Genomic DNA, 26,723 nt, shown 5'->3' with positions numbered 1-26,723 from the left:
TTACTTTTTAGGTGGTGATTTTCGAATCACAATAGGCCTACGATTGCTCTTAAGCGCATCAAGAGGCCGATGCTTGGTTTGCGGGAGATTTTCATCCACAGACGCTTTCCTGACCCTATTTAAGACTTCATAACCGTCATCTGCGGAATTAGAAATATCGAACCGAATGTTCAAAGCAGCCATTACTTTCATTAAGTTAGCGAAAGTAATGGATGATGTTTTGGTCTCAACACGGGATATAAAACGCTGATCTTTACCAATCCGTTTGCCTAATTCCATTTGGCTATAACCAGCTTCCTGTCGCCGTTGTGCTATATATTTACCCAAGGAACCGGGAGTGGTGATTCGCATTTTAATTCCTTATATAGAATATAGGCATTTATACTAAATAGAGAATATAAAAATTTAGTTTATATATGGAATATAGTCAAATAATGCATATATGGATTATCTCGTAACTAAACCCACTGAATTGAGTGCATCCACAAGTCTGTTATAAGCTCTCCGATGTCTTTCCTCACTCATTTCTCCAAGATTTTTCAGCTTCCACCTAACCGCCGGTAGCCGATCAACACCATCAAGTCCGAGTAATGACCAATCCGGTTTGCGTGATTTAAACGTCAAAAGAAACGACCTCTCCTCGTCAGTAAATGCCGCATGCATGAGTTTTACAATTTTCCCACGCGCAGCCACAAGCTCCGCGAATGGGACATCGATGTCCGCCATCGATTTAAACTCCCCCTCATAAAGTTCGGAAATATCTTTGAAATGAGGTCGTAATAACTCCGAAATAGGACGGGGGTGGCTGACAATATAAACAAGTAACGCTTTACGAATATCATCAGTGAAGCCTTCGTTATCCAGAAGTAGTTTTACGTCAAACAAATCTCTGGGGTGCTGCCGGTCGAGCGCGGCGCAAATCTTACCAGCATAGAGATCGGCGAAATTAACCACGGAAATTTCTGCGAAGCCAAATTCATTTTCCACCGCTTCAGTAACACTCAAGGTTGTCGGTTTGTAGACAGTTCCTCGAAGTACGGGTGACAGTTCTATCTTTATCTGAACCTTTGTACCGCGAACCTCACGCTCCACCAATAAACGGAGCGCGTCTTTTTTGACTTCAAATGGGCGTATGACAGTCACATTCTGAATTTCGGCTGTGAGCTTTTTACCTATTTTCTCCAGGTGACTAGTGATCGTATTAAGTGCTTCATCTCGATCCATCATAGGTAGAAAAACGAGATCAATATCAACCGACAGTCGCGGAAAGTCTCTGACAAATAGGTTAATCGCTGTGCCGCCTTTGAGCGCAAAGCAGTCATGAGCCGCAACAAATGGTAACACCTGCATAAGCAACTGAACCTGCCGATAATAAATGCTATTTCTATCCATGATAATTTACATCTCCTTGGGTACCGTGATCTGCCATTTGCTTTCCAGGCGACCATTTACCGCGATAGCTCTTTTACCTGAGCCTAGATCGTAGTCTGTTGACACTAAACGTTTAAACCAGGGCTGTTGATTGCGCTCCGCTAGCCAAAAGAATAGCCGTTTTACTTTGACATTAAGGCAGTTTTTTAGCAGCGTATCTAACTTCCGGGGTGATAAGTTATGCAACCCCTGAAGCAGCGCATCAGCATGCTCAAAACTGATATGTTTAGGTACCTCGTTGAGCACTTCCAGATAAGCTTTTTCAACACAAGAATACGTTATTTCCGGCAAACCTTTTGACCATTCATAAGGACGGAGAACGCGCTGGTCGCGCATGAGTGATTCTGGCCACAATCGCTTCGTTCCATGCCATTCGAAAGTAGCTTCCACACCAATTTTATCAACCCATACAGGCAGCTTCTCAGGACAATATAGACCAATCGTAGGTTTTCCACTTTGATTTACGTAATGGCTTACACCATTTAACTCTAGAGCTGTCAGGCCCCCCACATTGACTGCGAACGTAGCTATTCGCTGCAATGAAGCCACAACACCTTGCCAGGTTGGGTAAGCTTCTTCGCGATAATAGACCCCGGGCGTAGCAACGATTAAAGCTCCTCGTCGGACGGAGTTGTCGATATAGTGCAAACTCAAGCCCTGCTCTTGTAGCCAACGCTTTGTTGCTATCATACCGAGAGGAAGTTTTTGCTTTAGCGTTTTGCCCGCTTCATGATTTAACATGTGATGCTCTTTTGGTTTGCAATATACTTTATACACGTTAATTATTGACGTGTATAATGAATTAGTCAAACTGAAGGCACAGGAAAATCGTAAACCTGTGGTTAGCTTCTCTTGACCACTACAGTTAGTGTCGCCCGTCTGTCGTGTATATTTCGTGACCGACACCGACGTTGTTGCTTCATCATTGAGCCTGAATACAGATACCAGGAGAATTTGAATGATTAAAAATTGAGAGAACGTAAAAATTGGTCTCAAGAACAATTAGCGATAATGTCAGGCTTGAGTGTAAGAACAATTCAACGTATAGAAAGCGGCAATAAAGCAAGTATGGAATCTCTTAAATCACTGGCCTCTGTATTCGAAGTTGATGTGTCGAAGCTAACGGAGGAAATTACTGTGATTGATAAAGAATCTAAATACTGGAAGCAACAACCGGTCTGGTTCAAATTAAGTTTGTTTGGCGTCAATAGAAGAAATAAACTCGTTTGGGTCGAGTACTTAAGCGTGTTACTGGGACTGGCAACCTGGATTATGCATCCAGACATTTTTGCGACGCCTGCTTTTTTCTTAGCTGCTTACTTAATAAGTAAATTGGTAAACAGAGCAGATAGCCGGAAAGTTTGGTAAAGAATAATAGGCAAAGACCTGTTGAAAAAGAACCGTTATACGTAAAGGGAGTTAAACATGTTCTGGCAAGTATCCTTCTGGATTTTAGTTGGGATACTCGTTCTGCCGTTGCCGACTCGGGCATTACTGATGGTTTATAACCCCGTAGCGCCACGGCCGATTCGCAAGTGCCCGAGCTCGGCAACAGCCTGGCTTACTCCGAATCCGCTCCCATAATTTCATAGCCAGATGGCGCTAAGTCGAACATTTCAGGGTCTATCGCTTCATTAAATGCCACATCTGCCTCAAAAACAAAATACGGTCCATCCATTGTCTCTACTCTTATACGAATAGGTAATTCAGTCTTAGGATCGACCCATAAAGTCAATCTCATGTTTTCAGGCTCCACTGTAAAGACAGTCGTTTCTATTCCATCGATAACTACACCTGGTTCACTCTTCACTTCACCGTCGTAATTTAAAATTTTCGTGTGCCAATCAAGTAACTCATTTTCCAGCGCCTCTTTCGCGTTTTGACCAGGCGTAAAATTAATAGGCATGGCAACTTTGCGTTCAGGGAAGAGTATTAACCCCTTACCAAGTTTAGTATCCATCACGTTCACTACTGAAGGTGCACCTTCAATGTCTGGAAGCGGTGTGTTGACCACCCTAATTTTACTGGGCGATTGGTAAAAAACCTCTACTGTCATAATAACTTGGTCATCCGACTGCATTTGTCCTGTGTACACCATACTGGTGATTTCGCTTAACTTCTTGACCACCGATGCAAATGCAGGTTTGCTCACCGACGTGGTGATAATCAACACAGCGGTTAGCACCAAAGCGGCAGCCGTTCCAGCAAAGCCAAATCGCTTTGGTTGTGAGGCGGTTTTTAACCAACTCCAAAGACGAATCATACCGTTGCCGGGTTCTTCTTCATCTACAGGGTTGTCTTGTGCATCAATGGCAGCGTGAAGTCGGGACTGCATTGCTATATCGTCATGTTCCGAAGGCTTTTGTCCCTTAACTTTATTAAGCATAGTCTGAATAGAATCGTGATTAGTGTTCATGACGAGCTCCTAAATATTCTGATTTACCTACGATACTGGAGAGTTTTAGCTGTGAGCGATGCAGGGATACGCCGACTGAATTGCTAGAGACATGCATTAATTCGGCGATTTCTTGGTAAGAGTATCCTTCGACATGACGCAGGCAATATATGTGAGCGTCTTGCTCTGTCAATTGCAAAAGGGCTTGTTTGAACAGTATCAAATCACGGTCTCGTAAAACTTGGTTCAAAGGGTGCCTTGATGTATCACTTTCATTTTCAGGCACGCTTTCCAAGTCGTCTTCCGCTAATCTTTTATTACGACGTAGATAATCAATCGCTGTGGTAACTGCCATAGACTTTAAATAAGCAGGCCAGTTTTTCACCTCGTTCATGCTTTTAAGAGATTTTTTAAACAGTTTAATAAATACGTCTTGAGTCACATCCTCTGCAAGGTGTGTATCGCTTAACAGTCGATATGCGCAGTGAAAGACTAGCCTCCCGTGTTGCAGTGCCAAGTCAGATATTTTCGCTTTGTGTTGCTGCAATGTCATTCTCCAAAAACACATCTCGACTTAAAGACGATCCAGTTGTCGAAAATATTACCGTTTTTTTAATTCTTTCAGAGCAGCATATGTTAATTGTGCTTTGTTGACAGTTAGGAAAGCAATGAAGGGTAAAACGCCCTACTAAAATAACAAAGTTATCGTAAGCGTGTAGTCGGAGATAATTTGGGACACAGAATGGACACAAGAGAAATTGAGTTAATAGTTACTATCAATGCGAGAACTTCAAAAGATGGCGCGCCCGACAGGAGTCGAACCTGTGACCTCCGCCTCCGGAGTAAATAGCGACTGGCTGACGTTAAATGGTGAGAGAAGTTACTAACCGTGCAGGCCACGTTCTATAGGGATCTCAGGAATATTTTAACGAGGCCATTTAGCCAGATGTTTTAGCGTTTTATCTCCAACCCCTGCAAAACTTGCCACAAAAGGGTATGGAAAAAAGGATAGTTAGCCAGATAACCACTACCCTAAATTATGCGTCGATTAGCAATCACCGTGGTTTAAATATTAACTAAAACGCCTATAATTTGGTAGGAGCAAGTGCTCTTGAAAGGGAGCTAAACCTCCCTATGCAGTTTCTGCCTCTGTGTATTATCTTCATTGGACTCTCGGTACTGATGTTAACTTATGCTGTAACTTTGGGAATTTAAATCTACCGGGCGCTTCTTAGCAGCGCCTGGATTCTACCCACTCAGTTTTTACAAGATAAATTCTGGGTTCCTCATTGCCATTAGGCTCGAGACACATCGCTACATGGAGAGAACTCGAGGCCAGTATTGCTAAGGCTGACAAGTTAAGTATCAAGACTAATGCCGTGTACGGCATAAAGCGACCAACCAATCGCCCAGGGACTCAAGCCCGGGACTTTTAGCGGTACTGGAAGGGTAAACAAAATAGAAACTGTCATCGGTTTGAATACTGTGAAACGGCAATTCAAACAAACTTTCTTCACGCTCTTGCTCGGTTGTCATAAACTCATTTAACAGCGCAATTCCCTGTCCGTATTTAGCCGCCTCGGCAGCAAGTAATAAATGACTAAAGTGGTGAACCCTAGCGCTCACAGGTAACCGAAGGTTGGCTTTTTTAAACCAACGCTGCCAGTCGGTTCCCGGTTCGCCGCTGGCAAATGCGCTTATCGCTGACAGTAATGGATATTGAATGAGGTCACCCGCACTTTCGAGCCGATGAGCCTCAGCCCATAATGCTTTTGAACAATAGGGCTTTAACGTTTCATCATACAAATGGTAGCGCTGATAACCCATGCCTGGCGGCTGTGTTGTAATAAAGCAGTCAGCCCACTGGGTATCAAAATTACCATCCTGAGTCAGCATTTGCAGCGTCAATTCCACATTAGGATAGCGTTGTCGGAACTCATCGAGGGCCGGTATCAGCCACTTTACCGCTAACGAACCATGCACCGCCAGCTTTACCTGCCGGGTATCATATTGCCTGACGTTTGCAGTCGCCCCTTCAATCGCGTTAATTGCTCCAGCAACTTCATTAAAATAGTTCTCGCCGACTGCTGTTAACAAAATTTTGCGGCCCCGCCGAACAAAGAGATCATCACCCAAATATCCTTCAAGTAGTGCCACCTGATGACTCACGGCACTTTGTGACACATGTAAGCGCTCTGCTGCCAGGGAAAAGCTCTCGCAACGCGCAACTTCAACAAAATAATGGATGGAGCGAAGCGGAAGGCTCATTATCTAAAAACCTCATGTGAAAATTAGTTAATATCATTATATTTAATAAAAAGAGCCACGTAAAATGCCCTCATCGCTAACAGTTTAAAGAGGAGAACAAAGGTGGATCGCTCATTGCTCATGGCTATTATTATGTTGGTCTTAGGAAATAACATCGTTATTCTCTCAGATTCTTTGATTAAGCTACTGGATGGTTTTGAGGCACCTTTTCAATTTGTTTTATACCGTCAAATAAGTGCCACGCTGATGCTTTTACCGTTTATGTTGCTTTTTAAGCGCCCATTATTGCCTAAGAATATACGTTGGCATGCCACTCGCGCTCATATTTTTTTACTCGGTACGGTGTTTATGGTGATATCATTAACCACTTTACCGCTAGCGACTGCGAATGCCATATTTTATGCGGCGCCTATTATCACGGTTGTATTAGCCCGCATGTTTTTTAAAGAGCGTGTCACACGCTTATCTTTGATTACTGCAGTCTTAGGCATGGTTGGCGTATTGGTAATTGTGAACCCCTCCTCTACAAACATTTTTGCGTTGGCGGCCCTGGTGGTTGCTACAACCCTGGCGCTCAATAATCTGCTAGTAAAAAAGCTTCCGGCTGAACACAGTATTCTGGACACGCTTTACTTAACTAACCTATTGGGTATTCCTTTAGCTTCTGCAATGGCATGGTTTGAAGGTGCCAGTTTTGATGTCAGTACTTTTTTAATTTCAGTGGGCTCCAGTTTGTTTGCGATGATTTATGCCGGTACCTGCGTTTTTGCTTATCGAGCCGCAGAAAGCAACAAAGTCACCAGCGCCGAGTATACAGGCCTTATTGGGGCGGTAATACTGGGGATTGTGTTTTTTACCGAAACCCCTGACGCAAGGTTTTATATAGGTTCAGTCCTTATCATTGCACCACTCACCGTTTTAACTCTGCGGAACTCTAATAGATCGGCTTAAAGTCGGAAGTCTGGCCTTAAATTACTCTTTGCTCAGCCGGTGGCGGCGTGAAGCCGAACCATCCTCTAAAAAGCTTTCAAGGGATCAAGTAACCCCCGTGACGAAGAAATGGCGCGGCTTAAACGCGAGAATTCCCGGCTTAAAAAGGAACGGGATTTTTGCGAGAAGCGGCAACGTTCTTCGCAAAAGACTCGTTCTGAGATATCAGGCGATAGAGCGTTGCCGAGATAAGTTTCCGATACGCTTAATGTGTCGATGTCTGAAAATGTCACCCAACGGATATTACGCCTGGGCAGCACAGCCTCCCAGTGCCCGGGACGTCGAAAATCAGCGGATACTGACGCGCATTAAGGAGATCCACGAGGACAGTGGTGGTGTAATTGGCGCACCACGTATGCATGAAGATCTGTCTATTGAAGGTGAACGAGTGAGTCTGAATCGTGTGGCCCGCTTAATGGCCGTTAATGGCTTTCAGGGCTGGACTCATAAGAAAGGACGAGGCCGAAAGCGACCGGCCGCCAGACCCGCTGGCCTTAAAGATCACCTGGCACGTGACTTCACAGCAACAGAGCCTGAAACTAAATGGCGAAGTCAAAACCACCGAAGGTAAACCGTTTCTGTGCGTTGTGCTCGACTTGTACAGCAAACTGATAGTGGGCTGGTCTATGCATCATCGGCAGGATCGTTACATGGTTGTTCGCGCAGTGGAAATGGCCGTCTGGCAACGAACAGGCAATCAGCCTGTGATTTTACATTCGGATAGCGGTTCTCAATTTACCAGCGGTGATTATCAGCGTGCTCTCAAATTTAATAACCTGATCAGCAGCATGAGCGCAGTCGGTAACTGCAGCGACAACGCCGGCTGTGAAGGATTTTTTGGGATACTGAAGCGTGAAAGAGTGAATTATCGCCATTATCGAACAAGGGATAAAGCTCGTTCAGATATTTTTGATTATATTGAGCGGTTTCATAATCCAAGAATGCGTCGTAGACTGGCAAAACAAGATCAGCAGTTTAGCGCGAGTTTAAACCGTCCGTGATAACGAAGTAGAACCCCAACTGGAAGGCGCATGGAATTACTAAAGGTAAGGGGCTTTCCGTAAACCAACGAATTGAGAGCGACATCAAAGCGCTTTGGTCTGTCATCAGAAGTAAACTTGAGCAGGCTGTTGATGACGGCATACTAAAGTAAACCAGCTAAACCGGGGGTGAAGGTTTCAAATGTCTGAAAAATTCATGCTGGAAGCTTTGAATATTTCCAAACAAGCACTTCCCCACTGTGAACCGAATCCTCCTGTCGGATGTGTGCTGGTTAAAGATGGCGAAGTAATATCCAAAGGCTTTACGCAGGCCATTGGTGGAAGTCATGCAGAAGTAGAGGCTTTAAATGCTCATTCAGGAGACCTAAGCGGCGTTACTGCATACGTCACTTTAGAGCCTTGTTCTTTTGTCGGCCGGACTGCTGCTTGCGCAAGCACACTTCTCGCTTCGGGCATCAAGCATGTGATTATCGCAATGCTCGACCCAGACATCAGAAACAATGGTAAAGGCGCAGAGATACTAACGGCGGGAGGCGTAAAAGTTGAGGTCGGCCTGTGTGCTGAACTGGTAGCACAATTCCTTTCCCCCTATTTAGCAAAATCATAAATAGTTTCGCTAAAAACCAGAAAGCTATGGTTTAACAAGGATTAGGTTATAACTACACGAATTTTCAGTCTTTCCAGCCCCTTAAACTCGATTAAAGGTTGAGCACTTCTGTTTACTGGGCAAGAACCGACTACGCTCCAATATTGAATGTAAATATTATGGGCAAAACTACTGCAGAAAAGGACGCTCTTGAATCAGTAGATCCCGGAATAGTAGGTGAAATAATAGGGAAGTGGGATGCCAAAAACGGTTTGGAGACAACGATGTATTTGTATAGCGAAAACGGAAAGCATTATATTGCCCAAGTATTCGGGCCAGGTGAAATTAGCAAGCATGAAGTAACATTAAGCGATATAAAACACGGAACAAAAATTGAGAATGTTGAAGAAAACACGTTTGGCGAATATTTCGTTATGAACGACTCAGGCTGGTTATAGTTCTGGAGCGATAACGGAAATTACTACACAGCTCCACCTGCTAAATAAAGCATGTAGTGAGCCGATTACTTTTTCTCTGGAGGAGTTCGTTTTATTATTAGATTAGGCAAAGGTCAAAATTTACATCCGCTAATTTGTCACCCGCAACCGCGGCCACAATCTGGACACAGAATGGACACAGCCCTGATCCAGCGCCAAATCAGCCACAATAGCTAACGGTCACGCCGAAAAATCAGCAAAGAAAAGAATTTAGAGTAGATACGAAAGGAGGAAAATCTCTGCAGGCTAGGGAAATGGCGCGCCCGACAGGAGTCGAACCTGTGACCTCCGCCTCCGGAGTAAACATCACCATGCCGTTTTCAAGTGGTGTTAGTAGGTACTAAGCGTTCAGGCCAAGTATTCTGGAGGATCTGGAGAAATTTAAGCGAGGCCATTTAGCCAGCTATTTTGTCGTTCTATCCCGAAACGCTGCAAAAGTTGGCACAAAGAGGTATGGAAAAAAGGATAGTTAGCCAGACAGTTCAGGTTCCTGACAAGCCGATCAAGGCCCCCAAAATTGAAAGACCAGAGTATAAAAAATCACCAATTCATCAATATTCGGAGAATAAAGTGGGTATGTTGATTTGATGAATTATGGACGATTCTCACCCACCGACCTGATGTCTTCCTCAGACGTTTGATAGCTCAACAGGAAGACAGAGTGCTTTCGCGAAGTGACCTGATGGGGGTAGCTAAGTTCGATCGCGCCCAGTGAATCAGGCAGTACAATACCGGAAGATGTCGATGCCGTTAGGGAGTACTGGGACGTGTATCGGCGACTCAACTATGAGCTTGGGCGCAATAACTTAGGTCAGGGTGAAGCGGATCCACCTGCCACCATACTCAGCGTATGGCTCAACCGCAGAAGCTGAATACCCATAAAAGCTCTTGAAGATACTTCGGGTTTTGGACGCGTTCATCGGTAGGCGGGCAATTGCCTCCTGGCAACAAGCTAAAACGTATGCTGAAGCTAACTATGATTTCCTTATTATAACGGACTAGTGTAAGGCTTTTACTGGTACTGGATCTTATTTGGTCTAATAGAATAATCGAAAGCTTCTACACTAACTTGACAGGCAATTATGAGCGAGCAGCGAACCTCTTAACGTCGGTCTGCTTCAGTCCCATCACTCGTAAGTGAGAGAGATGCCAACGATGCACGGCACGTTCACCTCGAAAATATTACACTTTTTGCTGTTGTGTTGTTTATTTAAGTCTATTAATGTCAATGACATAACATAACCATACGTGCCAGTAGGATAGCTTATTCCGTGGTTTTTTGTGCTAGCGTAGCGGCGAGCGCAAAACGCCACTCCACAAACCGGCGCCGCACGATGCGTTAAATGATACGGAGGTTGTGGTGATAGAAGATATTGAAGGCTACAAATCATATCTGAGGGATGTTAGGGGTTTAGTCGAGGGTACGGTAAATAGTTACCCTACATATTTATCTGCCATCACAAATCATCTACACATTGATATAACCTCAGACTCTGTAAATAGCTCCGAGTCCGTTAGTGATATTCTGAGGCGGTTGAAAGTTTCTCTTAAAGAGAGAAATTACTGGGGAAACTGCCAGTCTGCATTGAAAGCCTACTTAGAGTTTCTGGAATTTAAAAGCCGAGCAACACCGCCATTGAATTCGAATGAGGAAAGGCTTCTAAATTACCTAATTTCACATATCCAAAGTGGTACTATTGATTCAAACAACCCAATGACACATCTACCCTATTTGAAGGTACTCAATGATTTAGAGTTTCCCAATGATGGAAGAACACCTGGCGACAGTCTGAACAAACATGCTATGGGTGGGTTGGCTGAGTGGCTCCATCATAATAAACTGCCTGCTATTACCGGAATTATCATAAATAATAAAAACCACCCTGATAGAGCTTTGTTTCCGTCAAAGTCATATTTTGAGTTTCACAATAAGCAGGATATGGATTTCGCTTGGCAGAGACAACAAATAAAGTTGGCTTGTGAACTTGATTGGGGGACTGAACTGGCAAGCCGAGGGGTTTATCTTTCTGATGATTTTTTCTTTGCTGAAGAGGTTAACGAGCCTCTCAAAGAAGGAGCAAAAACAACTATCACTGTAAATGCATACGAGCGCAACCCCGAAGCAAGAAATGCATGTATCAGAGAATATGGAGCTCGATGTTGCGTATGTGATTTCAGTTTCAGTGAGTTTTACGGAAAGCGAGGCGACGGTTACATCCATGTACATCACCTCACCCCGATGTCGGAGATTAAATCTGAATATGAAGTTGACCCGATAAGGGATTTGCGGCCAGTTTGCCCAAATTGTCATGCAATGCTTCACCGGAAGGGAAATATAAGCATAGAAGAACTAGCGGGTGAAATATCATTTAACAAAGCATTACAGCGGACAAGCCGCTGAATTTGGCGTTAGCCAATCCAACCTCAAACAACAGGTATTGAAATTGAAAAATATTCCTCCAGTTCAAATACCACCACCAAAAAACTGGCAAGACTTTGAGAGTTTATGCTGCGATTTGTGGGCGCAAGTATGGAATACTCCAAATATTCAAAAAAACGGCAGGAGCGGTCAAACTCAACATGGTGTTGATATTTTTGGAAGCCCATCAAATGCTTATGGAAAGTATTATGGAATTCAGTGTAAAGGTAAGGATAATTACAGCGGAAGCATGCTTACCCTCCGTGAACTAAACTCAGAAGTAGAAAAGGCTTCAAGGTTCTTGCCCAGACTTGAGTGCTTTATCATAGCTACAACATCAGTAAAAGATGCTGGCATTGAAATGAGAGCAAGAGAAATAACTGAGGAAAATAGAAAAAAAGGTATTTTCTCGGTTCATGTATTTGGATGGGCCGACATAGTAGAAAGGCTATCCGAGTACCCGGAAGTTATTGATAAATACTATTCTTGGGCCATAAAATCTAATGATCCGAACGAGAAGCTTTTTGAATCGTGGTACAGAGATGCTGATATAAAAAATCGAGAGTGTTCAATATTCTGTGTCAGCCAATTTTTCATAAATCTATGTGACCATCCAGTCGACCTTCAAAGTGGATGGTTAGCTGAGACAGTGTCAGATTCCAGTTCTGCACCGGGTGCGACCAGCGCTCAGTTGCTTTTAACATACCCGCGTACAGCAACTTAAGCAAGCTACTCTCATTGCTAAAACCGCCTTTGGTTTTGGTCAGTTTTCGGAACTGGCGGTGTACCGCCTCAACGGCATTGGTTGTGTAGATAACGGTTCGAACATAATCCGGATACTTAAAATACGCTGAGAGTGTCGCCCACTTATTGCGCCAGGATTGAATAACGATGGGATATTTATCGCCCCATTTGGCTTCTAAATCATCCAACGCGCTCTCGGCAGCGGACAGTGTTGCGGCTTTATACACGCATTTTAAATCGGCCATGAAGGCTTTCTGGTTTTTGCTGGCCACGTACTTCATCGAGTTGCGAATTTGATGAATGATGCAGTGTTGCACCTCAGTTTTCGGGTAAATACTTTCTATGGCTTCTGGAAAGCCTTTTAAGCCGTCTACGCAGGCAATCAGAATATCCTGAACGCCTCGATTATGGAGATCGGTCAACACACTCAGCCAGTGATGGGCGCCTTCTGATTCGGATAAATAAAGCCCCAGGAGCTCCTTTTTGCCGTCAATATTGAGGCCGAGGATGGTGTAAACAGCTTTGCTGATAAAACGGCCATTCTCTTTGATTTTATAGTGAATGGCATCGAGCCAGACAATGGGGTAAACCGCTTCTAAAGGTCGTTCACGCCATGCCTGAAGCTCCGGAAGAAGCTTATCCGTCACGGTATTAATGGTGCCGTTTGAGACATGAATGCCGTACAGGTCTTCAATGTGCATGCGAATGTCTTGATAGCTGGTTCCAAGCGAAAACAATGCAATAATTTTACGCTCCAGCTCATCAGTTAAATGCGTCTGATGTTTTTTAACCAGCTGCGGCTCAAATGAGCCGGCTCTGTCACGGGGTGTATCTAGTTCAAAACTGCCGGCAGGACTCTTGACTGTTTTTGACGTCGAGCCGTTCTTGCGGTTAGATTGCTCTTTATCACTGAGGTGCTCTTCAAGCTCAGCCTGCATCGCTGCTTCGGTGAGTTGTTTGATAAGCGGTGTCAGAATGCCGTCTTTGCCCGTGAGGTCTTTGCCTTCACGCAACTGCTTTAAAGCGGCATCCATGTCGAAATTGGTTTTGGTCATATGTCATCTCTTTTTTGCTTAGTTTAACGAAATGACACAGAATTCTGAACACTACCAAAAAATCTCCAAACAAACGCTAATATTATTCCCTTTCAGCTTTTTAATATCAGGTTTACTGGTAAATTTTTACATACTATTCATTCTTATTTGATGAAAATTGAAACCAATTTAAAGGTGTTTCCATCAAGCTCTGCAAGCCAAACCCTTAAAGAGGCTATTGTCAATTTTAACCATGTTGCTACTGATGTATTGAAATCGTGTTATGAATTTGAAAATAAGTACGATATTGAATCTGATGTTTACACTTACTGGATTGATACCGGAGATCTTCCATACCATGAGCAAGGTCAGTTCATTGACTTAAAAAAGGGAATACTTATGGTTCTTTTTTATAACCTTGTGAAAGCTGCCAATTATGTAATCTACATCCGTAATTCTCTTATTTTAGATAGCAGTAGAACATTGGATTTTATAGGTTTCATTGAGCACTTTAACCCTAATTCTCCTCTTTTTGGAGATCCGTATCCGTCCCCAGAGTACTATCCGCTATACTCGGAACGAGAACTGGAAGAAGTTGGACTGTATCAGGGCTTAGAAAATATTGAACAATATGTTCATGACCAAGTATACAACGGCTAACAAGGCGCTGCTGGTCGACAAGCTTTCCGCTACGCTACAAATTTGCCGCAGAGCGCGGCGTCATAAATTATGAGTCGAAGATACTGGAAGATTGAAGGGTACGACGGAGTCGAGAAGATTTTTGAGAAAAAGATCAGGGCGTGGACATTCTCTGAGGCTCAGATCGAGGACGTATTAAAGACGCTAGTTGCCCGCGCAGGTCTGGAGTTTGAAGACATCCTTGGTGCCTATGCTCGGAGAGGTTCTAAAGAATCAAATGATCTGCTTGCGGTGCGTCGAGAAGGAGAAGCTCCGGTGTTTACTTGCGGAGAAAATCCGCATTTTATTGCTACCGTAATCAACGAGAATGATTTATAACCAGTCGCAACAGTTCGCACTTGCGGCACTGGACTCTTACTTTGTTGGTGCCGCTGTGGTTGGGCGTTCTATTTTAGGGAAAGGTCATGCGTAAAGAAGACATTAGTAAGGAATTGAAAGATATCGCATTTGATTTCTTCTACTGGTTTTCACGGTTTGAGTTTGCATTGAAAGAGAACAAATGCCTAAAGCGGGATGGCGCAGGAGATACTGCTGAGCCAGGATGGGAGAAGTTTATTGAACAGCACAAACGAGCCTTTCAGCACACGGATGAATCGAAAAAGCTGTTAGAGCTAAACCCCAAACGGCAGAAAGTCGGGGAAAACTCAGACCTTGAATGGAGAAACGTGGGTTTAGATGACTGCGGTTCTGACCTGTGTAAAGTGGTTCGTCTGCTGAAAACCATTCGAAACAATCTATTTCATGGTGGCAAACACGGGGTTGAAGGCTGGGATGACCCTGAACGAACTAAAGAGCTCTTGGAGGTTGGGAAAACCATATTAGACCAACTCGCCGAGTTAGCTGCCTTTGAAGCCGATTATACGCAGTATTACTGAAAATAGAACAATGCCATGCACGAGACAAGCGCGTGATGGTCGCCGTTATGAATCATAGGGAATTTAAGTGGAAACCTTACAGAATGCACTTATAAAGCAGATGGAGGACTTTCTTCGAGAAAATCCAGATAAAGTTACTGAATTTGACGTAGAGAAAGTCATCGCCGAAACCACACCCGAACTTGTCAATTCAATAAAGACATCACTCATTAAATCGACATACGGAATGCTTGAAGAGCATAGAAAACTTTCTGCAGAGTTTGTTTCCCGAAACATCAGCAGATGGCAAGAAGGTTTCGATTTATTGGAGGCGTTGATAGTAATTTGCACAGAGTCAGGTGAAGAGTTCAATAAATCCTACCGACCCAATGCTGTCTCTAAAAACAATTTGGTCTTTGATTTGGTAGTGCGGCACCATGCGAGGGCTTGCCATATTGCGAGAGAAATATTGTGCTTGTTAGAGAATGGGTTTGCAGACGCCGCTCACGCGAGATGGCGTGCGCTTCATGAAGTAGCCGCGACAGGAATGTTTCTGGCAAAGCACGACGGTGAATGCGCTAAACGCTTCTACTTTCACGATGTGGTCGATTCATATCATGGAATGCTGGAGCACAAAAAATATGAGCATAGGCTGTCACCGGCAATGTAAAACTGACCCACTAACGGCAATTTAAAATTGACCCACCTGAGGCACAATGACCGCCTGATCTGAAAAAAAGAACGGCGGTTGAGATGCAATGTTAAATCAGGAGTCACTAGTGGATATTCATGTGTTACACCAACAAGGTCACAGTATCCGGGCTATCAGCCGCAAATTAGGCATAGCACGCAACACAGTTCGCAGTTATTTGCGCGACATAGCGCGCACACCGAGTTATGGACCAAGGCTTGAGCGACCATCAAAACTGGATCCCTTTAAGCCTTATCTGCGGGAGCGTATTGAAGCCGCAAAGCCCTACTGGATACCGGGAGCCGTCTTGTTCCGTGAAATTGAAACGCAGGGTTATGACGGTAAGGAAGGGATTGTAAAAATCTATATCCGTCAGTTTAAGCCTCAGACTGAAGAGGAAATTGTCCGATTTGAAACGGCACCGGGGAAGCAAATGCAGGTGGACTTTACGACCATCAAGCGGGGTCGCTTTAAGCTCAAAGCTTTCGTTGCAACCATGGGCTTTAGCCGCGGCTCTTACGTTCGGTTCAGCACTCACGAGAAGCAGGAGGACTGGATAACCGGTATTCGGGAAGCCTTGCACTACTTCGGCGGTGTGCCGAAAGAAGTTTTGTTTGATAATGCCAAATGCCTGATGATTGAGCGCGATGCGTATGGTGAAGGTCGTCATCGCTGGAATAAGCACCTGCTTGAGCTGGCGTCCGATTATGGATTTAGGCTAAGAGCCTGCCGCCCATATCGAGCTAAAACCAAAGGTAAGGTCGAGCGGTTTAACGGCTACCTGAAAAACAGTTTTATTACGCCACTGGCAGCGACGTTGAAGCAAGCCGGGCTGGCATTGGATGTAGAAACGGCTAACGCTCAGGTCGGTCCCTGGCTCGAGGATGTCGCGCATCAGAGAAAACACGGAACCACGAAGCAAAAACCTGCGGTATTGCTGGTTAAAGAGCAACTGGCGTTAGCACCGTTACCGGCAAGGCCGTTGTCCGATAAAACCCGGCCAATACCATCACGTACCGCAATGCCGATAGAGAGCTTCCAGCACCCGCTAAGTGTCTACGACCAATTACTGGGAGCTCGCCCATGAACCTGCAAATGGAGCGGATACAGAGTGCCTGTGACACACTGAAATTAGGCACCCTGGCAACCGAATGGTCAGCAATCGCTGACACCGCCGCCGGTAGAGAAGACTCATTGGCTGACTTCCTTGAGCAGTTGCTGAGCGTTGAGCTGGAAGCCCGGCAGCAACGCACACGGGAAACCCTGCTCAAGTTCGCCGGATTACCGGCCATAAAATCGTTCTCGGATTACGACTTTAAGTTCGCCACCGGGGCACCCAAAAAACAGCTTCAGGAGCTGACCAGCCTGGCCTTTATCGAGCGGGCAGAGAACATCGTTTTACTCGGGCCAAGCGGTGTGGGGAAAAGCCATCTGGCATTAAGTTACGCCTATCAGGCCATTCAGAAAAGCATTAAAGTGCGCTTTATTACCGCTGCCGACCTGATGCTGCAGCTGGCGACGGCAAAGAAGCAGGACCGGCTCGAAAGCTATATTAAACGCAGTGTTATGGCACCCAAACTACTGGTCATCGATGAAATCGGTTATTTACCCTTCGGACGTGAAGAAGCGAATCTGTTCTTTAACGTCATAGCCAAGCGTTATGAGCACGGCAGCGTTATTGTTACCAGTAACTTACCGTTCTCACAATGGTCAACGGCCTTCGCTGACGACCAGACGCTGACAGCGGCACTGCTCGACCGGTTACTGCATCATGCACACATCGTGCAGATTGCCGGAAACAGCTATCGGTTACGAGGGAAAAAAGCGGCCGGAATAGTACCGGTAACGAATCAGCAGATTAATGAGTAAACCGCTAAGGGTGGGTCAATTTTACTTTACCGCTAAGTGGGTCAAAATTAGATTACCGTTGACACATAGGCTACAGGAAAAAGGCCCAAGCGATACTGAGATTGCCAGCTGCAAGTTGGAATACGACGCATTGATTGCTAAATACGGAAAATCGTACGCAGGTAACTACGGATGGGCAGCCCATCTTTTCCCGAATCATAATAGAGTTGGGTTTGCGGCTATCGAAAAGAATGTAAAGCTCGACCATATGCGCCCGTATTACAAATGGGCTAGCCAGAACATACACTCTGGGTCAAAGGCTATGAGAAACCGATTGGGGTTGTGCGAAGCCACGGAAGACATTTTGCTTGTAGGACAAAGTAACTCGGGCATGACAGACCCAGCTCATGCAGCAGCAATAAGCCTGTCACAGATTACTATAACCCTCCTATTTCTTGAGCCGACATTGGATCACATCGTAATTGCCAATATTATCCAGGAATATTCCGATGATGTGGGGGACACTTTCCTCCGGATCGATAGGGCAAATGATTCATAACGAACCGCTCCTGAATCGCCACTAGTTCATTAAACACTCAGTAGCCGCTTTCTCAAAGCGTTTCTCATACTCTACTGGCGACGGTTGATCATTAAAACCACCACGATATCGCGCCTGGCTTCACCCCGGGGTAAAACTTTAACGTCGCAGCTTTCGAGCATGCCAACGAACTGCATCTGCATTTCGATTAAGCACCTGACCTATCTCCGCGTAGCTCTTAATCCCGAGGTTTTGCTCGAGATACTGCTGCTCTTCTTTTGTTAGCGCTTTGACATGACTTGCTGTCGATACACCGAGCCGCTGTGCGCGCTTTCGAATAGCATTTACTGACCTGTTGAGCTGTTCAGCAACAGCTTCTATACCCTGCTGTTCGATAAAACCTTTAATGTAGGCATCCTCCTCGGCTGAGTAAGTAGGCCGCTCGGCACTGTCAGACTCAGTTTTCCGTTTAACGTCAAGCTTCCTTGCACGTCGAAGAACCGCTTGCTTTGATGTCTGTAATTCGGTTGCTATTTGCGATGCAGACTTTGAGTGATAATGGGCCACGAGATACGCGTCCATCTCGTCAGTCCAGTTGGTGTGTTTTGAGCTCATATATAATTCCTTTTAAATTTCTTTTTGCTTCCTTGAGCAAAGATCTTTAGATAACCAGAGAATAATTTATCGTCGTTCGTCAATGACTCACACTCTGATTATATCAGATCCAAATTGGTTTCTTTTTATCCAAAAATATCAACCCTCAGCAAGAAAAACCAATAACAACATTTATAAAAACATAACAAATTCATGCAGTTAAAATTAATTTTGTCGGTTGCGAGAATTTTTTTGAGCAAATCGGATAACTTAGCCCTGAATTCAGGATGAAGGGGTAATCGGAATGGACAACGCAAGAATTCGACGTGTGCCTATCGCGAGAGTCGCGATACACAAAAACGCAAAAGCTGCTTTCAGGTTTACGCAGGGGCTTAAACCCCAATGTGATATTTCATTGCTTAAATCATGCAGTACCGGCACTTGGTCTACGTGTGTACCACGAGCTATTAAAATCGATAAATTCTATCACGTATTCAGTGCCTGGCATGGCCTGCTTTATTCTGGAGCCATCGAGCAACAGATATCGGTGATTATTGAACCTGAACTGGAATCTTACCAAATAACACATGAGGCCTGGCGGTTCGCAATAGGTGCTCTGGCGTTCCAGTCGGACAAAGCTAAGCATCCAGCTTACCTGGCTGAGCTGGCTAAAATCTGTCCGTTGGTAAATTCCGCACGGTTTCTTACTCGTCGTTTTGAAACACCGCGAGCGTTCAGTTATTCATTTGCTTCGATTGATCCAAAGTCAGTGGATACGCAACTCTCAAAGTTGCTTACATCTCGCCTGCAACCGCTGGAGGGTAAACAATGATCCTTCCAGAGCTCAAGCGCCTGAAACCCAATTCCAGCCGTTATAGTCAGTTGCATGAGATTAAACGCAGTAAACTGGCATCCAGTTCGAAAGATCGGCTCTCGATGGCAACTCTATTGGAGCTGGTCAGGTATTGCGATAAGCATCGGCATAAAGGTAACTGGTTTGCCAGTCTCGCATTATTGTCATTAGTGACCGGTTACTCATTCACAAAGCTATTGAGCGATGACCAACGAATTGAGCTCACAGGACTGGGAGTCGCAAAGCTCTATAGCACTTGGGATTTAGCGCAAACGCCGGAATTAGCTCTACCTATGCTAAACCTTGTATCGATTGAGCGAGATGGTTATGTCGTTGTACCAGAGTGGCTCGCAGAGCCAGTTATAAAAATGCGCGAAGAAGGTATTACGGCTGACGACTGCACGAAGAAGTTTAAATCTTTCTTAACCAATATTAAGCCAACCACGGAAGAGCACGTGACGCCAGCTAGGCTATCTAATGTGTTGGGTTACCAAAAACATCAATTTGGTATTACCTCTTTTGAATTGTCATTCATCGTGAATGAACCAAAAGACACTTACAGTCAAAATTCATATATCGCGTTTCATGCACTGCCACTACTTGAGAAGCATGTGGCATTTATGAACCAATACATCGACGTTACTGATGTGCGCAACTATCTCGCGTCAAATGTACCTAATGACCTTCGATTTGGCTCACCCCGTGTGCTGACTCATGATTCTGTGATTGCACTATTTGAATATCTACGCAGCAAACTGAGGTCGGCACTGCAATCTCGTTATGATTATGCCGAGATCCACAATTGCTACACAGATTATGTCATCAATCTACTTCAGCTAGCTACGTTACACCGCCCACATGCCAACATCTTTCGGACCCTTGAATTCTTCGACTTCAACGCAAATACCGTTGAAATTTTGGACAAAGATTTGGGGTCGAACCGACTGATTCCACTTTGCGACTATGCGCTGAGAGAGCTTAAGCAGTATCTCAAATACCTCAGGTCCCTTGAGCGTCTTGTCCGATTTGACAGCCCATCTGTTGCCGAATCCCTAGGGAAGACCCTCAAGGGAAAAGAAAACCTTTTCAGAGAGTGGCGTGGCGATGTTTTACTCGATGACTTTCAGTCGTTAACCAACGTATATCAGCGAGATAAAACCTATGGGTCTAACTGGCACAGACACTTCATGATGACATCACTTTTCGACAGCGGCATCGATCGATATGCAGTCAATACGTATTCGGGTCATCAACTCAAGTTTGAGCACATCTACGAGCGCAGCAAAAACACTAAGTTTGAACAGTTAAGAGAAGTCAGCAAAGTGATTGAGGACATCATTATGGAGATGAACCTTTTTCGGCCAACCAACATGCACCAGTATTTTTAAAGGATTAGATTTATGACAACTGCTATTACCAGGATCGGTGAATTGATTCAGAAATTTGCTGGCAACCCGGCCCAATCAAAATCTTCCGTGCAGGCAACCATCGTGTACGAAATTCTGTATTTGCTTGAACAAGAAAACTTCTTCCCCAAGGATTTACTCGAACAACTACGGAAGCAATGCTCTAACCGTATTACAAACACAAAGACCGCCCGAGTATTGTTTGATGCGCTCCATTTAAAATTGACAGGTCGAACCTACTATAAAAAGAAGAAGGTTAGGAGCCCCATTAATCCAGTCGCAGAAAAATGGTATCGCAGAATTTCAGGGGCTGAGGCGAGAATTTTTGAATATGTGACTCACAGCGATACCATAACCCAAGAAGACCGTCTCGCAATCTTCCTATTCAGTGCCGCAGCAAATGGCGGTTTGTGCCACGCTCCTGGTTTAAATTCGTTATTAAGAACAGTCATTGAGAAAGCAATTGACGACTCACAGGCAGTCCTAACCCAGGCAGGAGCGGAGCGCTATTTTCGTCTAAAATATTCCGCCTCTGGGCATCCCGTGAATGTCAAAAATGACGATGAGCGATACAATACACATGTATTCTATCCACATCCCCTGACAACTGCTGCGCTTATTGGATTGCTACGTAACAGCCACACAAAAAATTATAAAACAGACAATGCGGTGGAGAGGATTAAGGACTTCCTTGCTGAGATTCTGAACGACCGGGAACTCAAAAAAGTCACCAACCAACGTCTCACCGACGCACTATCACTGCTCTTCTTCCGGCAAGAAGGTGGGCGAGTTCCAGTATTCATTCAACATTATGCCGCTGGCCGCGCAAATAACGCATCGACGTTCGATGAATGCCTGCTGTCTCTGAATACACGTCATTGCATAACAAAACGTACGAGGCCAGTCACTAAGAAAGACGGGAAGATCCTAAATAAGCGTGATTTGCAAACAACCTCGGATGCTTTGCTTTATGAAATAGCCGATATTTATAGGCGTTTCGCAGGGCGCGACGATGAAAGCACACTTATCGAAAATGCTCTCATACAACTGCGAGACCAGAGCCAATTTAGTGCCAAAGCGGCGAAGCCCATGCTCAATTGGTTTATTTGGAAGTTTCAAGCTGGCAAATGGACATGCGGGGCTTCTGGCAAACGCACGTTAAGCTGTTTGGGGAAGATTTGGCTATATTTAACCGAAAACATTGGAGCGGAGGGATTGGAAGGATTAGATCAAACAGACTGCTCATTACTTTATACAAAATTGCGTGCTTTTGAGTCAGGCGCGGATTCAACATTCCCATCCACCCTCAGGCATTTTTGGCTGTATATGCATAATCACCTGGGCTTCGAAATTCCTGAACAACTGGCTGACTTTGTCAGTGGTACCAAGTTTGTTCGTTGTGCAATTCCAGGTAGCCATCAGATAAGACAGCTACTGATCGACACGGCTGAAGCCTATAGTCACAGCACTCAACATGTCATCGAAACCGTAACCGCAATGACGTTGTTGATGGCTCGTCTTGGTCTACGTCCGGACGAAGCCATAAACCTTGAAGTGTCGGATATTGACTTGAGAGGAGATGGCCTAGTTTTTATCAGACCCAATGAGCATTTCAATCTTAAAACATATAGTGCACAACGCACACTACCACTCATGCTGTTTCTGATGCCCGACGAGGAGGAATTCATCCGACATTACTGCCGGCGTCGACAGTTAGAAACAACGGAAAGAACAAATGCGCTGTTATTTTCAGAGTATGAGCTCGCTGACACATTCATCAATTATGACACTCTCAGCGCAAACATTACTCGCTTGCTGAGCGACTACTTAAATGTACATACTAATACCTATCAGCTACGCCATTACGCGCTGACTACATGCCAATTAATTTGCTGTGCCAGCAGTGAGCGCGCTCAGCAATTAACGGGATACTCAGCTGAGCAGATAGCGGCTATTCGGCGCTACTTTAACGGCGCTGATCATGACGATGTTCTATCCGAGATAGCTGAGTTTGCAGGTCATCTAAATACCGAAACATCGACCAGTACATACTTTCATCTGACTGATCTGTTACGTTTTGAGGCCGCAATGAGCGGATCTCAGAAGTACGACGTCTCGTTTATAACAAAGCTAACATCGCTCCAAGGAGGAAGATTGAGACGGCTAGCCCAAGAAAACGGTGGCACTGAAATGCTCGATAATAAATCGTTGTTGGCGGTGCTAGACGACGTATTCAAAACCGAACGCACGCATTGGGTTAAATACCTTCGCCCTCAAAATACTCCGAAAAAGAGCAAGGTACCAACGTTCAACACAAACACAAAACGCAGCGCAGAGTACGTTGAAAAAATCCTGCACATGCACGACCACGGAGTTTCCAACAATGAGCTCGCTGACGTTTACAATCTGGACATATGTTGGATTAATGAGGTTATCCAAGCCGCTTATTTCTATCGTGATGACCCTAGGTTTCAGACAGGAGAGAATAAGCCCCGCCTCTACTCTGAGGAGGCATCAAGTGGTCTTACAATCGCTATGCCCGCTACAAATATTCAGAAATTGGAATCCGTTGATATTTTACAACGATTAAAAGAACTCCAAGGTGTCACGTCCAATCGAGCCGCCAAAGCGGCAAACATTATTTTGGAGAAAACGACGAATAATAGGACGTATATACGACTAGACTCCAGAGCCGAACTGCGAAAAATCGCAAAAGGATTAGATGGTGTAGTATTGCCGGATCGTTGGCTACTCAAAGTTCACGTCAAACAGAGAAAAGAACCTGAAGACTCGGAAAAGCTCAACTATTGGCGAACAGCATTGCCAGCAGGAGCCACCATCAAAATAATTAACAGCAAGGACGCTAACGAGTCGCGCTACGGAAAAGCTCATCTTTCATATCGTGATTCGACACTCAGTGAACAAAGAACGGCATTTTTGAAAACAAGAGGTGTCGAGGATGGCAGCTCCAGAGCTATGCTCTCAGCATTACATAAATACATGATTTTTATGCGAGCTGAGGAGCAATATTGTAAATAATAAACACTGAGGAACTTCAATCAGCCAAACCAGTTGCTGGCTCTGCAAATATAATTAGTCTAGTTGTTGATATAGAATTGTATTAAGAATATTTGGTTAAGGACTGTAGGCTTATCGTCCTTAGGACGATAAGCCTACAGTCCAAAACGAGCTTTGTCAAGAGCTCTCATGAATTAAAACTTGACTTATTCATACCTATAATGTATACGTCCTAAGGACGTATACATTATAGGTTGAGATAAAATGGAACTAACGAAGGCAATGACTCTTTCTCTAGGAAATCTCAATTTCCCTGTGTTTACTCAATATCACTTAGGGAAACTCTTATTTGGGCTATATAAGGAAAAACACTTTCGCGGAGAACCACTGATAAAGATTCAAAAAGACTACCCAGACAGCAGAGATTTCACACGTATTACAAATAGGCTACTAGCCGAAGGAATCTTGAGCGAATATCGAGGAATGCCAAATACAGTATTCACTTTATTGGGCAGAGAATTAGATTCAATCGAAGATATTTCATGCACCATTGACCCCTTTTGTTATTTATCTCATTTAAGCGCAATGGATTATCATGGAATAACTGATAGGATCCCATCTAAGCTTTTCCTCTCATCGCCATCACCAAAAGAGTGGAAAGCAACTGCCTTAAAAAGAATGGAGTTAGATCTAAAAGAGGATTTAAACACATACATCGAGTGTGGACTTCCACGATTAAGGCGAGTTAATTTCAAACGAGTCGGTAAGCAGGAAGTTAGCGTACTACATTCCAGCCACTTGGGCGCCTATAAGAACGTTCGTGGACGTAACTTCCGAGTATCAACTGTTGGCCGAACATTTCTAGATATGTTGAGAAATCCTGAACTTTGTGGTGGCATGAACCATGTGATCGACGTTTTCTCAGAGTTTGCCAACCAGTACTTGCGGCTGATAACTGACGAAATCGATGCCAATGGCAGAGCAATTGATAAAGTTCGTGCCGGTTATATTCTCGATGAAGTGGTGGGAGTTAAAAATGAAACCGTCGCATCCTGGGTTCACTTTGCTCAACGAGGAGGTTCTCGTAAGCTAGATCACTCAACAGAATATATACCTCAATGGTCTGATAAGTGGTGTATTTCTATTAACGTATTTAAACGCTCATAGGCAGAATCATGATTTCAGATCATAATATCGAAGACTGGGTCGCTCAGGCGGAAAAAGGTCAACAGGAATTCAGGGAAGCCGTGCACACAATTCTTGTCGCTATAGCCCAACAACCCGACTTAAGAGATAGGATGATTATTAAAGGAGGGATACTTCTCGCCATAAGGTACAAAAGTACCCGATTTACTCGAGATATTGACTTCTCAACCCAACAGAAACTAAATGACATCCCCCCAGAAGAAATTCAGTCCACCCTAGAAAATGCGCTGAGCCAGACAGTCGAGCAACTAGATTATGACCTAGACTGCAAGGTACAAAGCATTACCGTTCAGCCCAAAGACCGTCCGAATGCAAGCTTCCCGAGTATGAAAATAAAGGTTGCTCACGCTTATAAAGGAACAACTAAGCATAAACGCCTTCTAGCGGGTGCGTGTCCGTCGGTCATTTCCATCGATTACAGTCTTAATGAGGAAACTTATTTTGTTGAAGACTTACAGATAAGTGATGATGACAACGTTGTTGCTTACGCTCTGACGGATCTTATATCTGAAAAGTTTCGTGCAATACTTCAACAAATAGATAGAAATCGACAGCGCCGACAGGACATTTTTGACCTTTTCTACTTGCTTCAGTCACAAGGCCCTTTCGACGGAGATGAAAAAGCTCGAATTCTCTACAGTTTAGTTTTAAAGTGTCGCGCACGAGGAATCGAACCAGATCATAAATCGCTGAATAATAGAGAGATTTATGAACGAGCTAAAGCCGATTACCCCACGTTAAAAGATGAAATAACAGGAGAACTGCCAGAATTTGACCAAATCTATCATAACGTCAGAGCTTTTTATGAATCATTAGATTGGCCTTAACGTTTGATATCCCTAGCTTCTCCTATGCCCAGCATTAGTATGCTTTATTAAATACATGGGGACGTTGAAATCAGCCGAAACTTATCTCCATAGTAACGCACAGTTGAGTCAACTCTACAGCTTTCTGTATCACAATCTTTGTCCTACGCTTCACTCACATAACACGCTTCTGGGGAACATCGTGAGCGTGTACTTGATTTTTATATCACTACCCAGAAGCAACTTTCATAGCCAAACACCTTCAAACTAGAACTTTGGAAGATTTTCTAAGTTGTCTTTAGATTTTTTGTTTGCATCAGTTCTCAGGAATCTTCGGCCATCTACCGTAATGATGTGGACGTCCTGTCCTTTCTTCCACTTATTGTCGCCATCTTTAACAATAGTAACGAAAGTCTTACCATCATCCATCTTCGCAAGTACGTCTTTCCTGCTCCAAATATCATCGGCCCCTATAGTGTCGCCGTTGTCTTTATGAACTTTCACCTTATCAATATATTGGTCGTCGCTATCGTAGCGAACAGCTGATATTCCGTAGTCTGCCCATTTAGTCATTTATCTGCCCTCGAAGTTAAGCGGAGCCTTGCTGGTCCCTTTAGTATTAAACGCTCATTCGCGGCTAATTTGATCGACAGCGAATTGAACATGCTCACCTACGCACTATCACTGGCTCACAATATCCAGCTTTGACTCTTTATTACGTAATGGAAGTTAAATCATATAACGATTTATTTCAACAAAAATATATCTAATATCATATTAAGGAGAGAATTATTAAGTAATAAAAGGTGATTATCAGCCAAAAAAAGCCCGCCGTGTTCAAACGG

The 26,723-nt window shown here is 44.3% G+C and carries 25 protein-coding genes and 1 pseudogene; 17 read left to right on the top strand and 9 right to left on the bottom strand.

Annotated features, from left to right (window positions below):
* The 3 genes from DEU30_RS06660 to DEU30_RS06650 all read right to left on the bottom strand — a co-directional run bounded on the left by DEU30_RS06660 (position 1) and on the right by DEU30_RS06650 (position 2,172).
* A complete protein-coding gene (locus DEU30_RS06660; protein ID WP_034819205.1) occupies positions 1-351 on the bottom strand; it encodes a helix-turn-helix transcriptional regulator in 351 nt (116 codons plus the stop codon).
* Between the two features lie 96 nt (positions 352-447).
* Positions 448-1,392, bottom strand: coding sequence for a nucleotidyl transferase AbiEii/AbiGii toxin family protein (locus tag DEU30_RS06655; RefSeq protein WP_034819207.1), 945 nt, complete (start codon positions 1,390-1,392; stop codon positions 448-450).
* 6 nt (positions 1,393-1,398) lie between these two features.
* Positions 1,399-2,172 carry a type IV toxin-antitoxin system AbiEi family antitoxin domain-containing protein gene (locus DEU30_RS06650; protein ID WP_034819209.1) on the bottom strand — a complete coding sequence of 258 codons (774 nt, stop codon included), beginning with the start codon at positions 2,170-2,172 and terminating at the stop codon, positions 1,399-1,401.
* Between the two features lie 228 nt (positions 2,173-2,400).
* Here DEU30_RS06650 and DEU30_RS06645 point away from each other — a divergent pair, with 228 nt between their 5' ends.
* A complete protein-coding gene (locus DEU30_RS06645; protein WP_227016331.1) occupies positions 2,401-2,799 on the top strand; it encodes a helix-turn-helix transcriptional regulator in 399 nt (132 codons plus the stop codon).
* 193 nt (positions 2,800-2,992) lie between these two features.
* Here the strand turns inward: DEU30_RS06645 and DEU30_RS06640 are convergent, their stop codons facing one another.
* The 3 genes from DEU30_RS06640 to DEU30_RS06630 form a co-directional block, all read right to left on the bottom strand.
* Positions 2,993-3,847, bottom strand: coding sequence for a hypothetical protein (locus DEU30_RS06640; protein WP_011233319.1), 855 nt, complete (start codon positions 3,845-3,847; stop codon positions 2,993-2,995).
* Complete coding sequence (locus DEU30_RS06635) at positions 3,837-4,373, bottom strand: sigma-70 family RNA polymerase sigma factor (protein ID WP_016341244.1); 537 nt, start codon at positions 4,371-4,373, stop codon at positions 3,837-3,839. Before DEU30_RS06635 ends, DEU30_RS06640 begins: the two co-directional genes overlap by 11 nt.
* A gap of 824 nt (positions 4,374-5,197) precedes the next feature.
* Positions 5,198-6,094, bottom strand: coding sequence for a LysR substrate-binding domain-containing protein (locus DEU30_RS06630; RefSeq protein WP_011233317.1), 897 nt, complete (start codon positions 6,092-6,094; stop codon positions 5,198-5,200).
* Between the two features lie 102 nt (positions 6,095-6,196).
* Between DEU30_RS06630 and DEU30_RS06625 the strand changes: the two genes are divergently transcribed.
* From DEU30_RS06625 to DEU30_RS06605, 5 genes and pseudogenes are all read left to right on the top strand, one after another.
* Positions 6,197-7,045: a DMT family transporter gene (locus DEU30_RS06625; RefSeq protein WP_011233316.1), complete on the top strand. Its 849-nt coding sequence runs from the start codon at positions 6,197-6,199 to the stop codon at positions 7,043-7,045.
* A gap of 25 nt (positions 7,046-7,070) precedes the next feature.
* A pseudogene (locus DEU30_RS06620) lies at positions 7,071-8,085 on the top strand (IS3 family transposase); the annotation flags it as partial.
* A 181-nt stretch (positions 8,086-8,266) separates the two neighbouring features.
* Positions 8,267-8,692, top strand: a complete 426-nt coding sequence (locus tag DEU30_RS06615) for a bifunctional diaminohydroxyphosphoribosylaminopyrimidine deaminase/5-amino-6-(5-phosphoribosylamino)uracil reductase RibD (RefSeq protein WP_011233313.1) — start codon at positions 8,267-8,269, stop codon at positions 8,690-8,692.
* 158 nt (positions 8,693-8,850) lie between these two features.
* On the top strand, positions 8,851-9,129 hold the full coding sequence (locus DEU30_RS06610) for a hypothetical protein (RefSeq protein ID WP_011233312.1): 279 nt from the start codon (positions 8,851-8,853) through the stop codon (positions 9,127-9,129).
* Positions 9,130-10,528: 1,399 nt separating this feature from the next.
* Positions 10,529-11,569 carry an HNH endonuclease gene (locus DEU30_RS06605; protein ID WP_227016332.1) on the top strand — a complete coding sequence of 347 codons (1,041 nt, stop codon included), beginning with the start codon at positions 10,529-10,531 and terminating at the stop codon, positions 11,567-11,569.
* A 611-nt stretch (positions 11,570-12,180) separates the two neighbouring features.
* Here DEU30_RS06605 and DEU30_RS06600 read toward each other — a convergent pair.
* The gene (locus tag DEU30_RS06600) at positions 12,181-13,386 is read right to left on the bottom strand and encodes an IS256 family transposase (protein ID WP_114981777.1); all 1,206 of its coding nucleotides are present in this window, start codon (positions 13,384-13,386) and stop codon (positions 12,181-12,183) included.
* 150 nt (positions 13,387-13,536) lie between these two features.
* On the opposite strand from DEU30_RS06600, the gene DEU30_RS06595 reads away from it, so the two are divergent.
* From DEU30_RS06595 to istB, 6 genes are all read left to right on the top strand, one after another.
* Entirely contained in the window at positions 13,537-14,025 is a 489-nt protein-coding gene (locus DEU30_RS06595; RefSeq protein ID WP_114981778.1) for a hypothetical protein, read from the top strand.
* A gap of 69 nt (positions 14,026-14,094) precedes the next feature.
* Entirely contained in the window at positions 14,095-14,382 is a 288-nt protein-coding gene (locus tag DEU30_RS06590; protein WP_114981779.1) for a hypothetical protein, read from the top strand.
* Between the two features lie 86 nt (positions 14,383-14,468).
* The gene (locus DEU30_RS06585; RefSeq protein ID WP_114981780.1) at positions 14,469-14,939 is read left to right on the top strand and encodes a hypothetical protein; all 471 of its coding nucleotides are present in this window, start codon (positions 14,469-14,471) and stop codon (positions 14,937-14,939) included.
* A 67-nt stretch (positions 14,940-15,006) separates the two neighbouring features.
* Positions 15,007-15,588 carry a DUF5677 domain-containing protein gene (locus DEU30_RS06580; protein WP_114981781.1) on the top strand — a complete coding sequence of 194 codons (582 nt, stop codon included), beginning with the start codon at positions 15,007-15,009 and terminating at the stop codon, positions 15,586-15,588.
* Between the two features lie 88 nt (positions 15,589-15,676).
* Positions 15,677-16,696, top strand: a complete 1,020-nt coding sequence (istA, locus tag DEU30_RS06575) for an IS21 family transposase (RefSeq protein ID WP_034823186.1) — start codon at positions 15,677-15,679, stop codon at positions 16,694-16,696.
* Positions 16,693-17,478 (top strand): IS21-like element helper ATPase IstB, encoded by a 786-nt coding sequence (gene istB / locus DEU30_RS06570; RefSeq protein WP_114981782.1) that lies wholly within the window; start codon positions 16,693-16,695, stop codon positions 17,476-17,478. Before istA ends, istB begins: the two co-directional genes overlap by 4 nt.
* 676 nt (positions 17,479-18,154) lie before the next feature.
* Here the strand turns inward: istB and DEU30_RS06560 are convergent.
* Complete coding sequence (locus DEU30_RS06560) at positions 18,155-18,610, bottom strand: hypothetical protein (RefSeq protein ID WP_114981783.1); 456 nt, start codon at positions 18,608-18,610, stop codon at positions 18,155-18,157.
* Positions 18,611-18,893: 283 nt separating this feature from the next.
* On the opposite strand from DEU30_RS06560, the gene DEU30_RS06555 reads away from it, so the two are divergent.
* The 5 genes from DEU30_RS06555 (at position 18,894) to DEU30_RS06535 (ending at position 25,899) form a co-directional block, all read left to right on the top strand.
* Positions 18,894-19,421: a hypothetical protein gene (locus tag DEU30_RS06555; RefSeq protein ID WP_114981784.1), complete on the top strand. Its 528-nt coding sequence runs from the start codon at positions 18,894-18,896 to the stop codon at positions 19,419-19,421.
* Complete coding sequence (locus DEU30_RS06550) at positions 19,418-20,830, top strand: site-specific integrase (protein WP_114981785.1); 1,413 nt, start codon at positions 19,418-19,420, stop codon at positions 20,828-20,830. Before DEU30_RS06555 ends, DEU30_RS06550 begins: the two co-directional genes overlap by 4 nt.
* A gap of 12 nt (positions 20,831-20,842) precedes the next feature.
* Complete coding sequence (locus DEU30_RS06545) at positions 20,843-23,887, top strand: site-specific integrase (RefSeq protein ID WP_114981786.1); 3,045 nt, start codon at positions 20,843-20,845, stop codon at positions 23,885-23,887.
* Positions 23,888-24,130: 243 nt separating this feature from the next.
* A complete protein-coding gene (locus tag DEU30_RS06540; RefSeq protein WP_114981787.1) occupies positions 24,131-25,033 on the top strand; it encodes a hypothetical protein in 903 nt (300 codons plus the stop codon).
* Positions 25,034-25,041: 8 nt separating this feature from the next.
* Positions 25,042-25,899, top strand: a complete 858-nt coding sequence (locus DEU30_RS06535; protein ID WP_114981788.1) for a nucleotidyl transferase AbiEii/AbiGii toxin family protein — start codon at positions 25,042-25,044, stop codon at positions 25,897-25,899.
* A 246-nt stretch (positions 25,900-26,145) separates the two neighbouring features.
* On the opposite strand, the gene DEU30_RS06530 is transcribed toward DEU30_RS06535, so the two are convergent.
* Complete coding sequence (locus tag DEU30_RS06530) at positions 26,146-26,451, bottom strand: DUF3892 domain-containing protein (RefSeq protein ID WP_114981789.1); 306 nt, start codon at positions 26,449-26,451, stop codon at positions 26,146-26,148.
* Positions 26,452-26,723: the final 272 nt, after the last annotated feature.

Source organism: Idiomarina sp. 017G (genome assembly GCF_004362265.1).
Lineage (GTDB): Bacteria > Pseudomonadota > Gammaproteobacteria > Enterobacterales > Alteromonadaceae > Idiomarina > Idiomarina loihiensis.
Note: the sequence above shows the minus strand (reverse complement) of the source record. Positions and strands in the feature narration are given on the sequence as shown.

What these genes read in the sequence shown, in the direction of transcription:
- DEU30_RS06660 (WP_034819205.1), bottom strand. Translation starts at nt 351, where the DNA reads ATGCGAATCACCACTCCCGGTTCCTTGGGTAAATATATAGCACAACGG.
- DEU30_RS06655 (WP_034819207.1), bottom strand. Translation starts at nt 1,392, where the DNA reads ATGGATAGAAATAGCATTTATTATCGGCAGGTTCAGTTGCTTATGCAG.
- DEU30_RS06555 (WP_114981784.1), top strand. Translation starts at nt 18,894, where the DNA reads ATGGACAACGCAAGAATTCGACGTGTGCCTATCGCGAGAGTCGCGATA.
- DEU30_RS06640 (WP_011233319.1), bottom strand. Translation starts at nt 3,847, where the DNA reads ATGAACACTAATCACGATTCTATTCAGACTATGCTTAATAAAGTTAAG.
- DEU30_RS06590 (WP_114981779.1), top strand. Translation starts at nt 14,095, where the DNA reads ATGAGTCGAAGATACTGGAAGATTGAAGGGTACGACGGAGTCGAGAAG.
- DEU30_RS06550 (WP_114981785.1), top strand. Translation starts at nt 19,418, where the DNA reads ATGATCCTTCCAGAGCTCAAGCGCCTGAAACCCAATTCCAGCCGTTAT.
- DEU30_RS06610 (WP_011233312.1), top strand. Translation starts at nt 8,851, where the DNA reads ATGGGCAAAACTACTGCAGAAAAGGACGCTCTTGAATCAGTAGATCCC.
- DEU30_RS06560 (WP_114981783.1), bottom strand. Translation starts at nt 18,610, where the DNA reads ATGAGCTCAAAACACACCAACTGGACTGACGAGATGGACGCGTATCTC.
- DEU30_RS06540 (WP_114981787.1), top strand. Translation starts at nt 24,131, where the DNA reads ATGGAACTAACGAAGGCAATGACTCTTTCTCTAGGAAATCTCAATTTC.
- istB (WP_114981782.1), top strand. Translation starts at nt 16,693, where the DNA reads ATGAACCTGCAAATGGAGCGGATACAGAGTGCCTGTGACACACTGAAA.
- DEU30_RS06600 (WP_114981777.1), bottom strand. Translation starts at nt 13,386, where the DNA reads ATGACCAAAACCAATTTCGACATGGATGCCGCTTTAAAGCAGTTGCGT.
- DEU30_RS06630 (WP_011233317.1), bottom strand. Translation starts at nt 6,094, where the DNA reads ATGAGCCTTCCGCTTCGCTCCATCCATTATTTTGTTGAAGTTGCGCGT.
- DEU30_RS06595 (WP_114981778.1), top strand. Translation starts at nt 13,537, where the DNA reads ATGAAAATTGAAACCAATTTAAAGGTGTTTCCATCAAGCTCTGCAAGC.
- istA (WP_034823186.1), top strand. Translation starts at nt 15,677, where the DNA reads ATGTTAAATCAGGAGTCACTAGTGGATATTCATGTGTTACACCAACAA.
- DEU30_RS06650 (WP_034819209.1), bottom strand. Translation starts at nt 2,172, where the DNA reads ATGTTAAATCATGAAGCGGGCAAAACGCTAAAGCAAAAACTTCCTCTC.
- DEU30_RS06585 (WP_114981780.1), top strand. Translation starts at nt 14,469, where the DNA reads ATGCGTAAAGAAGACATTAGTAAGGAATTGAAAGATATCGCATTTGAT.
- DEU30_RS06545 (WP_114981786.1), top strand. Translation starts at nt 20,843, where the DNA reads ATGACAACTGCTATTACCAGGATCGGTGAATTGATTCAGAAATTTGCT.
- DEU30_RS06530 (WP_114981789.1), bottom strand. Translation starts at nt 26,451, where the DNA reads ATGACTAAATGGGCAGACTACGGAATATCAGCTGTTCGCTACGATAGC.
- DEU30_RS06615 (WP_011233313.1), top strand. Translation starts at nt 8,267, where the DNA reads ATGTCTGAAAAATTCATGCTGGAAGCTTTGAATATTTCCAAACAAGCA.
- DEU30_RS06535 (WP_114981788.1), top strand. Translation starts at nt 25,042, where the DNA reads ATGATTTCAGATCATAATATCGAAGACTGGGTCGCTCAGGCGGAAAAA.